Source organism: Rhodobacteraceae bacterium IMCC1335 (assembly GCA_039640495.1).
GTDB lineage: Bacteria > Pseudomonadota > Alphaproteobacteria > Rhodobacterales > Rhodobacteraceae > Thalassovivens.
In genome coordinates this window covers 3,157,594-3,170,343 of record CP046864.1, presented here as the reverse complement: position 1 = coordinate 3,170,343, position 12,750 = coordinate 3,157,594, and the positions used below count along the sequence as shown (strand labels likewise).

General features: G+C 50.3%; 12 protein-coding genes. 6 read left to right on the top strand and 6 right to left on the bottom strand.

Annotation, left to right across the window (positions count from 1 at the left end):
* The first annotated feature begins 127 nt into the window (after positions 1-127).
* Positions 128-1,024 (top strand): EamA family transporter, encoded by an 897-nt coding sequence (locus GN241_15470; protein ID XAT58634.1) that lies wholly within the window; start codon positions 128-130, stop codon positions 1,022-1,024.
* A gap of 19 nt (positions 1,025-1,043) precedes the next feature.
* Here GN241_15470 and htpG read toward each other — a convergent pair whose 3' ends face one another.
* From htpG to GN241_15455, 3 genes are all read right to left on the bottom strand, one after another.
* Positions 1,044-2,903, bottom strand: a complete 1,860-nt coding sequence (gene htpG, locus GN241_15465) for a molecular chaperone HtpG (protein ID XAT58633.1) — start codon at positions 2,901-2,903, stop codon at positions 1,044-1,046.
* 195 nt (positions 2,904-3,098) lie between these two features.
* Complete coding sequence (locus GN241_15460) at positions 3,099-4,148, bottom strand: AAA domain-containing protein (protein ID XAT58632.1); 1,050 nt, start codon at positions 4,146-4,148, stop codon at positions 3,099-3,101.
* A gap of 416 nt (positions 4,149-4,564) precedes the next feature.
* Positions 4,565-4,834, bottom strand: coding sequence for a hypothetical protein (locus GN241_15455; protein XAT58631.1), 270 nt, complete (start codon positions 4,832-4,834; stop codon positions 4,565-4,567).
* Between the two features lie 350 nt (positions 4,835-5,184).
* Here GN241_15455 and GN241_15450 point away from each other — a divergent pair, with 350 nt between their 5' ends.
* Complete coding sequence (locus GN241_15450; GenBank protein XAT58630.1) at positions 5,185-5,808, top strand: ribonuclease HII; 624 nt, start codon at positions 5,185-5,187, stop codon at positions 5,806-5,808.
* 98 nt (positions 5,809-5,906) lie between these two features.
* Positions 5,907-7,019 carry a site-specific DNA-methyltransferase gene (locus tag GN241_15445; GenBank protein ID XAT58629.1) on the top strand — a complete coding sequence of 371 codons (1,113 nt, stop codon included), beginning with the start codon at positions 5,907-5,909 and terminating at the stop codon, positions 7,017-7,019.
* A gap of 99 nt (positions 7,020-7,118) precedes the next feature.
* On the opposite strand, the gene GN241_15440 is transcribed toward GN241_15445, so the two are convergent.
* Together GN241_15440 and mutY are read right to left on the bottom strand one after the other, a co-directional pair.
* Entirely contained in the window at positions 7,119-8,234 is a 1,116-nt protein-coding gene (locus tag GN241_15440; GenBank protein ID XAT58628.1) for an alkane 1-monooxygenase, read from the bottom strand.
* A 62-nt stretch (positions 8,235-8,296) separates the two neighbouring features.
* The gene (gene mutY, locus GN241_15435; protein ID XAT58627.1) at positions 8,297-9,340 is read right to left on the bottom strand and encodes an A/G-specific adenine glycosylase; all 1,044 of its coding nucleotides are present in this window, start codon (positions 9,338-9,340) and stop codon (positions 8,297-8,299) included.
* Positions 9,341-9,403: 63 nt separating this feature from the next.
* Here mutY and GN241_15430 point away from each other — a divergent pair, with 63 nt between their 5' ends.
* Genes GN241_15430 through GN241_15420 form a run of 3 tightly spaced genes read left to right on the top strand, consistent with a single transcriptional unit; the run spans position 9,404 to position 11,748 of the window.
* The gene (locus GN241_15430; GenBank protein ID XAT58626.1) at positions 9,404-9,934 is read left to right on the top strand and encodes a DUF721 domain-containing protein; all 531 of its coding nucleotides are present in this window, start codon (positions 9,404-9,406) and stop codon (positions 9,932-9,934) included.
* A gap of 39 nt (positions 9,935-9,973) precedes the next feature.
* Positions 9,974-10,630 (top strand): thioredoxin domain-containing protein, encoded by a 657-nt coding sequence (locus GN241_15425; protein XAT59318.1) that lies wholly within the window; start codon positions 9,974-9,976, stop codon positions 10,628-10,630.
* Between the two features lie 5 nt (positions 10,631-10,635).
* Positions 10,636-11,748 (top strand): CoA transferase, encoded by a 1,113-nt coding sequence (locus tag GN241_15420; GenBank protein ID XAT58625.1) that lies wholly within the window; start codon positions 10,636-10,638, stop codon positions 11,746-11,748.
* A 3-nt stretch (positions 11,749-11,751) separates the two neighbouring features.
* Here GN241_15420 and GN241_15415 read toward each other — a convergent pair whose 3' ends face one another.
* Positions 11,752-12,750 (bottom strand): tetraacyldisaccharide 4'-kinase, encoded by a 999-nt coding sequence (locus tag GN241_15415; GenBank protein XAT58624.1) that lies wholly within the window; start codon positions 12,748-12,750, stop codon positions 11,752-11,754.

Genomic DNA, 12,750 nt, shown 5'->3' with positions numbered 1-12,750 from the left:
GCGCCTGCACAACGCAGCGCATGGGCTGGGCTTCTTTCTGCAAATTAAACCAGAGATTTCTAACAAGTCAAAACGATAGCAATAAACCGTTTCAGGGTTGGTTGATCATTGAGATTAGGGCAGGTGAATGAATAATTTAAGCAATGGGCTGATGCTGGCGCTGGCAGGGGCTTTGTTATTAACACCCGATACGCTTTTAATGCGCCTGTCCGGATTGGATGGTGGAGCCATGTTGGCGTGGCGCGCATGTTTGGCTGGATTGGTGTTTCTATCGATCGGGTTGATCGCGCGCTTCAAGGAAGAAAAAGAGAACCGCGCGCGCGTTGCGTCTTTTGGGTTTTGGTCTTTGGTGATTTGCCAGATTGGAAATGCCTCATTCTTTGCCTTTGGAATCGCGCTTGCGCCCGTGGCTGTGGTTTTGTTGGCCGTTGCTACCGTGCCGGTTATTGCGGCTTTGCTGGGTTATTTTCTGTTGGGGGAGCTGGCGGATCGCCGCGTTTGGGCAACCATAGCCTTGGTGTTTTCTGGAATTCTTATGTCGGTTGTTGGCGATATCGAACGGGGTATGAATACTGATTTTGAAACGCTTTTGGGGGCGTGTTGCGGGCTTGCGGTTGCCGTCAGTCTGGCCTTTAATTTTGTGATTATTCGGAAAAATAAAACTGTGCCATTTGAATTAGCGATTGGTCTAGGCGCGCTGACCGCGGGGTGTACCGCCTTTTATCTTTGGCCCGCGGCTTGGCAGGTGAGAGGCGCGAGCCTAATCTATATTTCGGTCACCGGATTGATTATTCTACCCGTTTCTTTTTTCTTGCTGTCAAAGGCATCGCGGCTGACATCGGCAGCCAATGTGAGCATGATTATGCTGTTAGAAACGGTTTTGGGCCCTTTATGGGTTTGGCTTGGTATCAAAGAAACGCCGAGCCCGCTGACCTTGTTTGGTGGTGTTTTGGTGGTAGGGGCTTTGGGGTTTTTTCTCTACAGACAAGCAGATTTGCCTGCCCTTGAGCGGGCAGGCAAATAACAGTATAGGCCGTTGCGCTTTATATCCCTGAGGCGATTAACTGGTTTACATTTTGAATGAACGATGTGGGATCTTCGGGCATTTCACCATCTAAAATGCGCGCTTGTTGAAACAACACTGAAGCCAGCGCATCTAGGCCCTGATCGGTTTCTTCGGGCTGTGCCTTTAGCTTTTGCATTATCGGATGCGTTGCGTTCAGTTCCAACACTTTGGCGCTGCCCGTATAATCCGGGTTTTGCGCTTTCATGATGCGCTCGAGGTTGAAATCAAGGCCTCCATCTGCGGCGACCAAGCGCACAGGGCTCGAGGTCAAGGTGCTGGACACCCGAATATCCGACACTTTTTCACCCAATGCAGCTTTCAGTTTTACGATAACATCAGACATATCGGAATTTGGATCTTCGGCTTCATCCGGGTCACCCTCTTTGGCGAATTTGGACAGGTCGACGTTTTCGCGTGCAATAGAGACCAAAGATTTTTCTGAATATTTCGGACTTGTTGAAATCCAGAACTCATCAATCGGGTCGGTCATCAATAAAACGTCAATGTCTTTTTCCGCAAAGCCTTCAATATGTGGGCTACGCTTTGCGGCTTTAACAGAGTCGGAGGCTAGGTAATAAATATCGTTCTGGGTCTGAGGCATCGCATCGATATAGTCTTCAAGCGAAATCATCTTATCTTGCTGTAAAGAATAAAACCGGCAGATTTTCAAAATGCGGTCGCGATTATCCGCATCCTCATAAATGCCTTCCTTCAAAACGCGGCCGAAATTTGCCCAAAACGCTTCATAGGATTGCGGATCCTTTTTAACCTTTTTGGCCAATTCGGACAGCACGCGCTTGGTCACGGCTTTGCGAATTTTAAGCAGCGTTGCATTATGCTGTAGCATTTCCCTACTGACATTTAGATCAAGGCTGACCGTATCAATGATGCCGCGCACAAAGCGCAGCCATTCTGGAATTAGATCCTTCAATTCATCGGTGATGAACACGCGGTTTACATAAAGCTGAACTTTTGTTTTGCGTTCTGGGTCAAAAAGATCGAAAGGCTTTTGGCTTGGTAAAAACAGCAGGTTGGTAAATTCCACAGCGCCTTCGGCTTTGTTATGCAGGGTCAAAAACGGCGTGTCATATTGGCCGCTATGGTTTTGATAAAAATTATTATACTGCTCTTGCGTGATGTCTTTTGCAGGTTTAGTCCAAAGCGCCTCCACTGAGTTTATCACTTCAGAGGTTTGATCGTCTTTCACCAATCGGATTGCATAGGCGATATGATCTGAATATTTCTTTACGAGGGTTTGGATTCGGATGTCTTCCAGAAATTCTTTCGCCTCTTTTTTAAGATGCAAAACAACCGTGGTACCAACGGTGTCGCGGGCGCTGCTTGCGTTGATTTCATAGCCGGATTGGCCGTCGCTTTGCCAAGAATACCCTTGATCCTGACCTGCTTTTAATGTGTGCACTTCCACTTTATCGGCCACCATGAATGAGGCGTAAAAGCCAACGCCAAATTGACCGATAAGGCTTATTGCATCCTTATCTTTTTCCGCGGCCTGTTCAATTTGTTCGATAAAGGCTTTGGTGCCAGATCGGGCGATTGTGCCCAGAGCTTCGATCAAATCTTCCTGATCCAAGCCAATACCGCTATCGCTGATCGCGATGGTTTTGCACTTTTTATTCAATGCAATCGAAATCTCGGCCGCGTCGGAGCTGAGCAATTTGCTATCCGTCTGACCTAGATATTGCCGCTTGTGAAGGGCGTCTGACGCGTTGGAGAGGAGCTCTCTCAAAAAGATTTCTTTGTTGGAATAAAGTGAGTTGATAACGATGTTTAGTATTTTTCCGGTATCGGCTTCAAATTTGCGCGTGGTGCTCGCCATTGGGGGGTCCTTTGGTCAGATGACATATCGTTGGGGGATGTAATCATTTTGGGCCATTGTTCAATAACCCATCGGCCTCTGGCATCAAATTCTTTGCATTAGTTTGAGCTGCTAGTTTACAGGCTGGTGTAATGCTGAATATGCCGCGCGGTTCAACGTTCGAGCTGCGCTGGCAGACGGGCCTTGAGGCAGTTTTTACAGATCGAGTGTTTGCTTTTTATCAAACAGTTCGGACACGGAGATATGTAACATCTTCGCAGCCAGTTCCACATCATTTTCGGCGGCCACTAAGGCCGCGGCCACCACTTTGCGCTCTACAGTTTTTAAATGCTCTGCAATCATCAGCTTGCCATTTGATACAAAAAAGCTTCTGTAATCGGTTACAGAATCCAGCGGTGATCTGTTTGACTCTTCGGCTTTCAAGGCTTGCTGCGCCGGAGATCCTTGGTCATTTAAGCCTTGTTCATTCTGTTCACGCAAAACCTGCTGCACTTGGATTGCGTTGATCGCCTGACCACCCGAGCGAATAATCAAACATTCGATAACGTTCCGCAGCTGGCGCACATTTCCGGGCCAAGAGAAGGTTTTCAGCAACCAAAGCGCATCACCTTCAAGCTCAAATTTAATATTTGACTGACCTGACAGGGTCAGTTGCTGCGCCAAATGATAGACGAGGTTTTCAATATCGCCTGGGCGATCTTTCAGTGCAGGCACACGAATCGGAAAGGCGCTGATCCTGAAAAACAGGTCTGAGCGGAAATTTTTAAGGACAACTTGCTTGTATAGATTTTTATGTGTTGCGCAGATCAACCGGAAGTCTACTTCGATTTCGCGCGATGAGCCGACCGGTGAGAAGCATTTGGTTTCCAAAGCCCGCAACAATTTTGATTGTAAATCAAGCGGCATATCGCCGATTTCATCTAAAAAGAGGGTTCCGTTATGTGCCTGTTCAAACTTGCCTTTGTGGGTTTTGATTGCGCCTGTAAACGCCCCTTTTTCATAGCCAAAAAGCTCAGCTTCGAGCAGAGATTTGGGAATAGAGGCGCAATTCACTGAAATCAACTTACCAGATCTACCTGATAAATCGGCCAAGGATTGAGCAACGACTTCTTTGCCAGATCCGCTGGGACCAAGGATTAATACTGGGATATTATGTTCGGCGACATCCATCACCGATTTTCGAAGCGCCATCATAGCGTCTGAAGACCCCACAATATTGCGGGACAAATTATCCACGAATGACATCGTTGACCTCTACAAAACCTACCTTTACGTGCTCGCTTGCTCTCATTCTAACGATAAGATGCAAATTTAGCGCCTCACTTGAAAAGTTATGATATTTACGGATGGAGTTCAGTAACCAGTTGGGATAACTTTCTGGTCCATTAGGCGATGTTTTTGAATAAATTGATACTTTCGGATGGTATTTGGGGTGATTTTCGATCGCGGAACATGAAACAATATTTCAAACGATGCGGCTATAATCCCTAATGCATGTCGCCCTGTAAGCTCATGAAAAACATTATAATTTTTCGCATAAAAATTGTTGCCGTAAGTTTTCTTCCTCGTCTTTTCTTAGTATTTTGGAGGCGTGATACTAAAATTGCTCGATTAGTAGTAAACTTGCCAGAAAGCGGGTAATTCCTACTATATCTTGTGGTTCAATGGCGCAGCTTGGTTTCTAATTCTGCTTCCTCGCGCAGCACAGATAGTACATCTGCGGTATAGGCGCGCCGTGTTGCGGGCCCAAGCGATGGTAAAGGAGCGTGTTGCGCCGCTTGGGTTTTGATTGCGTAATTTCTGCGTGCGGGCACAAAATTTTGCTTCCACATGTGCGTGCAGCTGCTGCACATCACGACGCGGTTTTTACTGGGAATTTTGTCTTTAGGGATCCTGTAACCTGATCCACATTTCGGGCAAAGCAGATGCATTTAAAATGCTCCTTTGTAACACGCTGACATTGTTATCTTTTTTGCTCGATTAAGCTGTGGATAACATCAGCGATGCGATTTGGCAAATATTTTGAAGCGGCGGGTATTGGTAAAGGTTTGTGCGGCGCGCCTGTGTTCCTTCTGTCGATATAAGCAGGTTTGTACCCTGCAGAGTGAATATGTCCTTCTCACCCTCTGCAGCAAAATTTGGGCCAAGCTGGCGGAGTAAGTTTGAAAAACTGAGATAGAGCTTTGCTTTACGCAATATGTCGCGGTGCCAAGAGCGTTAGGGTTAGGGTTCGCGCCAATACGGGCTTGCCAAAGATTATGGAATCGGGTTTCTCGCGTTTATGGATTGTCCGGATCTTTTCAATGAAACTGAAGCTTGGCAGGCTGGCTTTCAGCAAGTTGCGGGCGTTGATGAGGTGGGGCGTGGCCCTTTGGCAGGCCCGGTTACCGCGGCTGCGGTTATTCTGAACCCAAAGGCCATTCCCGATGGGTTGAATGATTCAAAAAAGCTGAGCGCAAAACGCCGCGAAAGCTTATTTGAGCAGATCCAAGCAACCTCAATTGTCTCTTATGCGCATATTTCCGTGTCGGTGATTGATGATATCAATATCCTGAATGCCAGCCTCTTGGCGATGAGAACGGCGGTGACAGGGCTTTCCATGGCTGCCGATTTCCTCTTAATTGATGGCAATAGAGCACCTTCTGATTTGCAGATGCCGCATCGTACGATCATCAAGGGGGATGCGAAATCCTTATCCATCGCAGCCGCTTCGATCATTGCCAAGACGGTGCGCGACCGTTTGATGAAGGATTTGGCGGCCTCATTTCCCGGTTATGGCTGGGAAAAAAATGCAGGCTATCCCTCAGCAGAGCATAAATCGGCCCTTCAGCGCCTTGGTGTGACCCCACATCATAGGGTTTCTTTCAAACCTATACACAACATCTTGTATCCTAAAAATAAATAACCCCTTGATTCAAAAAAGAAATTGACGGCGAATCAGCTTTGATTCATTTTACTGCCAAGAAAAGAGCGCAAATATGCGCCGGTTCAAGAGGCAGAAAAATGAAGACAGTAACAAAGAAGGCGGCCGCCGGGTTGCCGGTGAACAGTATTTTGGCGGGCGATTGCATCGAGGTGATGAACAGCCTGCCGGCAGAGTCAGTTGATTTGATTTTTGCAGACCCCCCCTACAATCTACAGTTAAAAGGTGATTTGCATCGCCCCGATAATAGCCGCGTTGATGCGGTGGATGATGCTTGGGATCAATTTTCTTCTTTCGCGGCCTATGACGCGTTTACAAATGCTTGGCTGAAGGCGGCCCGCCGCCTGTTAAAACCGGATGGCGCCATATGGGTGATTGGTTCGTATCATAATATTTTTAGGGTGGGCGCCGCGCTTCAGAATCATAGCTATTGGATTTTGAACGATGTGGTGTGGCGCAAAGCCAACCCCATGCCGAATTTTCGGGGCAAACGGTTTACCAATGCGCATGAAACAATGATTTGGGCATCAAAATCGGAAAACTCGAAATACACGTTTAACTATGATGCGCTGAAAGCTCTGAATGAAGGTATTCAAATGCGCAGCGATTGGTTGCTGCCAATTTGTAATGGTCATGAGAGGTTGAAGAATGAACAGGGCGATAAAGCCCACCCGACCCAAAAGCCGAAAAGCTTGCTGCACCGCATTTTGGTGGGGTCCAGTCAACCAGGTGATCTTATCTTAGACCCGTTTTTTGGCACCGGCACAACCGGTGCAGTTGCGAAAATGCTGGGTCGTAATTTTATTGGCATCGAACAAGAGGCGGCCTATCGCAAAGTGGCGGAAAAGCGGATCGCGCTGGTGCGTAAATTTGACAGCGAGGCGCTTCAGGTCACAACCGCAAAACGCGCCGAACCGCGAGTGCCCTTTGGCCAGCTTGTTGAGCGTGGTATGCTGCGCCCGGGTGAAGAGCTTCACAGCTTAAACGGGCGACATAAAGTTAAAGTGCGCGCCGATGGCACGTTGGCGACCGCCGATATTAAAGGTTCGATCCATCAAGTGGGCGCTGCGCTCGAAGGCGCGCCCAGCTGTAACGGTTGGACCTATTGGTGTTTCAAGCGCGAGGGTAAGAAGGTGCCCATCGATTTGTTGCGCCAACAAATTCGAGATGAAATGGGCAATTGGCCTAATTAACGCCGCATCGCGCATATAATTGAGCCCTGAGAGATAAACGTATTTGCCTGTGGCCTGAAAAAAGCCACCACCTCCCCGCTTTTTAAAGCGGGGATTTTTTTAATTTGGCGGCGGGTTTGTGCCTTTGTTATAAGGCTGCCAATTGCTTATTTCTGGATAATGCATGGCCCGCCATGCCTTCACTTTCGGATTCATGAATTTACGCCAAAGTCTGGGATATACTGCAATTATCCCCATGATCGGATAGCTGTAGGGAAGCTGTGGGGCAAGTTGCTTTGGATAGGTGTGCAGCAAAGGATAGGCACGGGCAGGTTTGTAATGGTGGTCAGAATGGCGCTGAAGGTTGATCAGAAGCCAATTGGTTGCACGGTGCTCTGCATTCCAAGAATGGTGTGGTTGAACCGCTTCATATCTTCCATTTCCCAAATATTTTCGGGTCAGGCCATAATGTTCCAGGTAATTTATAAGTTCGAGATGAAAAACAGCGATAAAAGCCTGAAAAACAAATAGAAGGACACCCCAAAAACCCGCCAAACCATAGGCAAAAGCCAGCATCAGCAACTGTAGGATCCAGTAGATCCAAAACGGGTTTTTGAGATCATACCAATCACGCCCCTGCCGGGTGAGGCGCTGCGCTTCTGCGCTAAATGCAGAAAGGTAGCTTGCTTTTAAAACACGGAAAAAAAACCGATGCACGTTTTCATTATAACGTGCCGTAACAGCATCACGGGGGGTGCCTACATAGCGGTGATGCACCAAAAGATGCTCGCTGCGAAAATGCGAATAGAGCACCATCGCCATCAGTATATCGGCAAGCCAACGGTCGCTTCGGCGGGGTTGATGCATAAGCTCATGCGCGTAATTGATGCCAATCGTGCCCGTCATCACGCCAAGGGAAAAAAACAACCCGGTTAATTCCCAGCCATTTAGGTCAAGCCCTTTGTGAAAAGCGATTAGCCCGAATAAAATAAAAAATTGCAAAATTGGCCAGAGTAGGAGGTTAAGCCGATGCCATTTCAAATGCATGTCTTTTTCGGATGGTGCGGGGTTTGTTTGTTCTTTGCCAAGCACCGCGTCTAGGGTTGGAAAAACATACCAAATGACGAATGGAATGCTCAAAACCCAGATGCCGCCAAGCAGCGCGGCAGCTATGATGATTGGCCCCATGGATAACCCAATCCAAAAGGGCAGGGCGGATTTAAACGCAGATGCCATGTTTAACTGTTTGCCCGATGTTCCAGCGATAACCTCAGTGGCAATCTGAGCCGCCTTTGTGGCTATTTAATGGCCAGATCAAACACTTTTCGCATCACCGTTGGAAGATCCGTGGGGCGAAATTGCGCGGGGCTTAAAAATTCGCCGCGCTCTGGCGTCATATGCATCAATAATTCAGCTTTGCGAACGGTGAGATGAAGATGAAAATGGGTGAATGTGTGGCGCACTTCACCCGGCACCTTCTGCCAAGTGGCAGTGATTGGAGGTGCTGGAACAGGGGCGTCGTTCCAATCGCTGCTGGGCCAACCCAGCATCCCTCCTAGCAAGCCGCGCTCGGGGCGCCGCTCAAGCAGATAGGCGCCATCTTCGCGCCGGGCCACATAGGCAATACCAAAGCGCGTTGGCTTGGGCTTTTTGGGAAGCTTCTTCGGCAATTGCGCCATCGTGCCGGCCCGAAAGGCGCGGCAAGGGCCCCGCCACGGGCACAGGCCGCAGGTTGGATTTTTGGGGGTACAGATCGTGGCGCCTAAATCCATCACGGCTTGGGCGTAATCGCCGGGCCTTTCATGCGGTGTCAGATGGTTGGCTTTTTCGGTCAGTTCGGGTTTGGCCGTAGGCAGCGGGGTATGGATATCAAACAAGCGCGCCATCACCCGCTCTACATTGCCATCCACCACGGTCTCGCGCCGATCAAAGGCAATCGCTCCAATCGCCGCTGCCGTATAGGGACCGATTCCGGGCAGCGCGCGCAAAGTGGCATGATCGCTTGGAAAAGCGCCTGCATATTCTGCAGAGATGACGCGCGCGCATTTTAATAGATTGCGCGCCCGCGCGTAATATCCAAGACCGGCCCATTCGGCCATGACGGCTGCGTCTTGCGCTGCTGCAAGATCGCCAACCGTTGGCCAAAGCTGGGTGAAGCGCAGGAAATATTTTTTGACGGCGGCAACGGTGGTTTGTTGCAGCATGATTTCTGAAAGCCAAATGCGATAGGGATCAGGTATCTGCCCGTTTTTGCGATCTTGCGGGCCTACGCGCCAGGGCATTTCGCGTGCATGAGCGTCATACCAAGACAGAAGATCGCTTGCTTTGGCGTTAGGCGGCATGATCTGCTTCACTTTTTTGTATAGGGGCTGGCAAGATCATTCGAAGGCCTTATGCTAGGGCTCATGTCGGTAAGCGAAAAGAAATCGGGCAAGAAACGCGCTATGCAGGGGTTTAAGCAGACCTCTGCCTTGTTGCAATCCCACATTCGAAAACTGGGCGAAAGCCGTGGGTTTGCCCAGCCCCGCGTGCTGACCCATTGGCGTGAGATCGTTGGTGAAGATCTGGCCGATGTGACCTACCCGACCGAGGTCAGTTATGCCAAACAAGGGTTCGGGGGCACGTTGACGATACTGACAATGGGCGCGCATGCTCCGATGATCGAAATGCAAAAGGCAAGCTTACGCCGGCGCGTCAACGCCATCTATGGTTATAACGCAATTCGGCGCATTCGAATTACGCAAACCTCCGCGCATGGATTTGCCGAGGCGCAAGCCGTCTTTGCCCCGCAATCCAAGCCAGCGCCAAAGCGCGCGCACAAAGCCGCAGAGGCACAGGCGCAAACCCTAGCAGAGCCGGTGCGTGATGCAAACCTGCGCCGCGCTCTTGAACAGTTGGGGCAGAATGTTCTAACACAGTCTCAAGAAGAGAAATAAATCGAAAAATAAGGATAAAAAATGCGCAAATTTGCTTATATGTTTGTGGTGTTTGGCCTCGCGGTCGGACTGGGGGTTTGGCTGAATCAATCCCCCCAAACGGCTGCTTTGGATCAAGAGTTTGCCTTACCCTTCGCCGCAAACGCGCAAAGCAGCGATGCCGATGCGGGTGCAGCTGAGATTATCGATATGGTACAAGGCGCCGAAGATGCCCCGATCACTGTGATCGAATATGCGTCATTCACCTGCCCGCATTGTGCCCGCTTCCATTCTGATGTGTATAAGTTATTGCGCAAAAATTATATCGATACGGGAAAGGTTAAATTTATTTTCCGTGAGGTTTATTTTGATAAATACGGCATGTGGGCGTCAATGATCGCGCGTTGCAGCGGCCCAGATCGGTTTTTTGGTATGACAGATTTGATCCTGAACAGCCAAAGCACATGGGCGCGGGCCGGAGATGATCTGGCCATTGTGGAAGCTTTGCGCAAAATTGGACGTTTATCGGGCATGCAGGATGCGGCGTTAGACAGCTGTTTGCAAGATGGCGACAAACTTCGGGCTTTGGTGGGGTGGTACAAGGAAAACGCGCAGCGCGACGGCATCCAATCGACGCCGTCTTTCCTGATTGATGGACAGCCTTATAAGAACATGAATTATGAAGAGTTTGCTAAAATCCTTGATGAAAAGCTTTAGTTGGAATGGCTGCGCCCCTTGACGGATTAAAGGTGGTTGAGCTCGCGCGGATTTTGGCCGGCCCTTGGGCCGGGCAAACCCTCGCCGATCTTGGCGCGGAAGTGATCAAGGTGGAAGCCCCAAACGGGGATGACACGCGGCAATGGGGCCCGCCTTTTATTCAGCGTGAAGATGAAGAGACCGCGGCTTATTTCCATTCTTGCAACCGTGGAAAAAGAAGCGTTGTGATTGATTTTCGAACGCCAGAGGGGCAAGCAGATATGCGTCGTCTGGTGCGGGATGCCGATATCCTGATTGAAAATTTTAAAGTCGGCGGATTGGCAAAATACGGGCTCGATTATGCCAGTCTTGCCAAAGAGAATCCGCAGCTGATCTATTGTTCGATCACCGGTTTCGGGCAAACCGGTCCCTATGCGCATCGCGCGGGGTATGATTATATCATTCAGGGGATGTCGGGCTTTATGTCGATCACGGGTGAGCCCGACGGCGCACCGCAGCGCGCGGGAGTGGCGATCACCGATATTTTCACGGGCGTTTACGCCACCACGGCGATCCTTTCGGCGATCCATATGCGGGCGAGCACTGGCCGGGGGCAGCATATCGATATGTCGCTTTTGGATACGGCGGTTTCTGTAATGGCCAATCAGGCACTGAATTATTTATCAACGGGAACTGCGCCGGAAAGAACGGGCAATTATCACCCGAACCTAACGCCTTATCAGGTATTTGACTGCGCCGACGGGCATATCATTATCGCCACGGGTAATGATGGCCAATATCAACGGCTATGCGACCTTTTGGGCCTCGCTGACATGGCTGAGGCGCCAGAGTTTCTAAAAAATTCAGACCGAATTACTAATCGCGATAAAATGGTCTCGCAGCTTATGCAAAAGACAAAAACGTTTTCGAAAGATGCGCTGTTAAGCGCTTGCGAAGCGGCGGGTGTGCCCGCGGGTCCGATTAATGATATGGCACAAGTTTTTGCAGATCCTCAGGTGATCGCGCGGAAAATGCAGATTAATCTTGATGGTATTCCCAGCGTGCGCTCGCCCTTTCAGTTTTCTGAGGCATCGCTGAATCTTACGCGCCCCTCGCCGAGTCTGGGCGAATATGATTGACGCTTAAGCGCGGTTGAGGGCGTTTAAAAGATAGGTCTGCACGGCTTCGAGCTCAGAGATTTCAAGCCGTACGGGCACCGTTAGAATATCGCGTTTGAAAGCCTGCGGCAGGCGCACCGCGTCCTTTTCGGTGGTGACGAGTTGTGCACCAAGCGCCCGCGCCTGATTTTGCAAGCGCTTGAGAAGCGCGGGGGTTAATGTTTGATGATCGCCCAAAGGCTGGGTGCCAACGATAGGGGCGCCAAGGCGCTTTAGCGTTGTAAAAAACTTTTCGGGCTGGCCGATACCGGCAAAGGCAAAATAACGTCCTTCAGACCAGTCCAAGCCGGTTTGAAGCGGGGTAAGCCGGGCTGTGAAATGCCTGCAAGGCACCATAGGTCCCCAGCTTCTGGCGAATATTGTTTGTGCGGCTTGCTCGCCAATTGACAAGAGGATATCGGCGCGGCGCAAACCATTGGGCACCGTTTCGCGCAGCGGTCCAGCCGGAATGCAGCGGCCATTGCCAAAGCCCAATGCGGCATCCACCACTACGATGCTTACAGTTTTTTTGATCGAAGGGTCCTGGAACCCGTCATCCAACAAAATCACGTCGGCACCAGCTTGTTGGGCCGCTTCCACGCCCGCGCTGCGCGATTTTGCAACCCAAGTCGGGGCAAACGCGGCCAAAAGCAATGGCTCGTCGCCGCTTTCTTCTGCGCGGTGTCGCGCCGGATCAACGCGTATGGGTCCTGTAAGCGTGCCGCCATAGCCTTTGCTCAGAACATGCGGGTTTCGCCCCGCCGCTATTAACATGTTCAACAGGGCGATTACGGTGGGCGTTTTGCCCGTGCCACCGGCATTCAAATTGCCAATGCAGATTACAGGGCAGCAAGGTGTAAGCGAGGCCGGGCGCGCCACGCGCCACGCGGTGGCCAGCCCGTAAATCTGACCAAGCGGGGCGAGTATGCGCGCCGAAAATCCGGGACGCTGCGGCGAATTATACCAGAAATTTGGTGCGTGCAT

What these genes read in the sequence shown, in the direction of transcription:
- htpG (XAT58633.1), bottom strand. Translation starts at nt 2,903, where the DNA reads ATGGCGAGCACCACGCGCAAATTTGAAGCCGATACCGGAAAAATACTA.
- GN241_15450 (XAT58630.1), top strand. Translation starts at nt 5,185, where the DNA reads ATGGATTGTCCGGATCTTTTCAATGAAACTGAAGCTTGGCAGGCTGGC.
- GN241_15430 (XAT58626.1), top strand. Translation starts at nt 9,404, where the DNA reads ATGTCGGTAAGCGAAAAGAAATCGGGCAAGAAACGCGCTATGCAGGGG.
- GN241_15470 (XAT58634.1), top strand. Translation starts at nt 128, where the DNA reads ATGAATAATTTAAGCAATGGGCTGATGCTGGCGCTGGCAGGGGCTTTG.
- GN241_15440 (XAT58628.1), bottom strand. Translation starts at nt 8,234, where the DNA reads ATGGCATCTGCGTTTAAATCCGCCCTGCCCTTTTGGATTGGGTTATCC.
- GN241_15445 (XAT58629.1), top strand. Translation starts at nt 5,907, where the DNA reads ATGAAGACAGTAACAAAGAAGGCGGCCGCCGGGTTGCCGGTGAACAGT.
- GN241_15460 (XAT58632.1), bottom strand. Translation starts at nt 4,148, where the DNA reads ATGTCATTCGTGGATAATTTGTCCCGCAATATTGTGGGGTCTTCAGAC.
- GN241_15415 (XAT58624.1), bottom strand. Translation starts at nt 12,750, where the DNA reads ATGCACGCACCAAATTTCTGGTATAATTCGCCGCAGCGTCCCGGATTT.
- GN241_15455 (XAT58631.1), bottom strand. Translation starts at nt 4,834, where the DNA reads ATGCATCTGCTTTGCCCGAAATGTGGATCAGGTTACAGGATCCCTAAA.
- GN241_15420 (XAT58625.1), top strand. Translation starts at nt 10,636, where the DNA reads ATGGCTGCGCCCCTTGACGGATTAAAGGTGGTTGAGCTCGCGCGGATT.
- mutY (XAT58627.1), bottom strand. Translation starts at nt 9,340, where the DNA reads ATGCCGCCTAACGCCAAAGCAAGCGATCTTCTGTCTTGGTATGACGCT.
- GN241_15425 (XAT59318.1), top strand. Translation starts at nt 9,974, where the DNA reads ATGTTTGTGGTGTTTGGCCTCGCGGTCGGACTGGGGGTTTGGCTGAAT.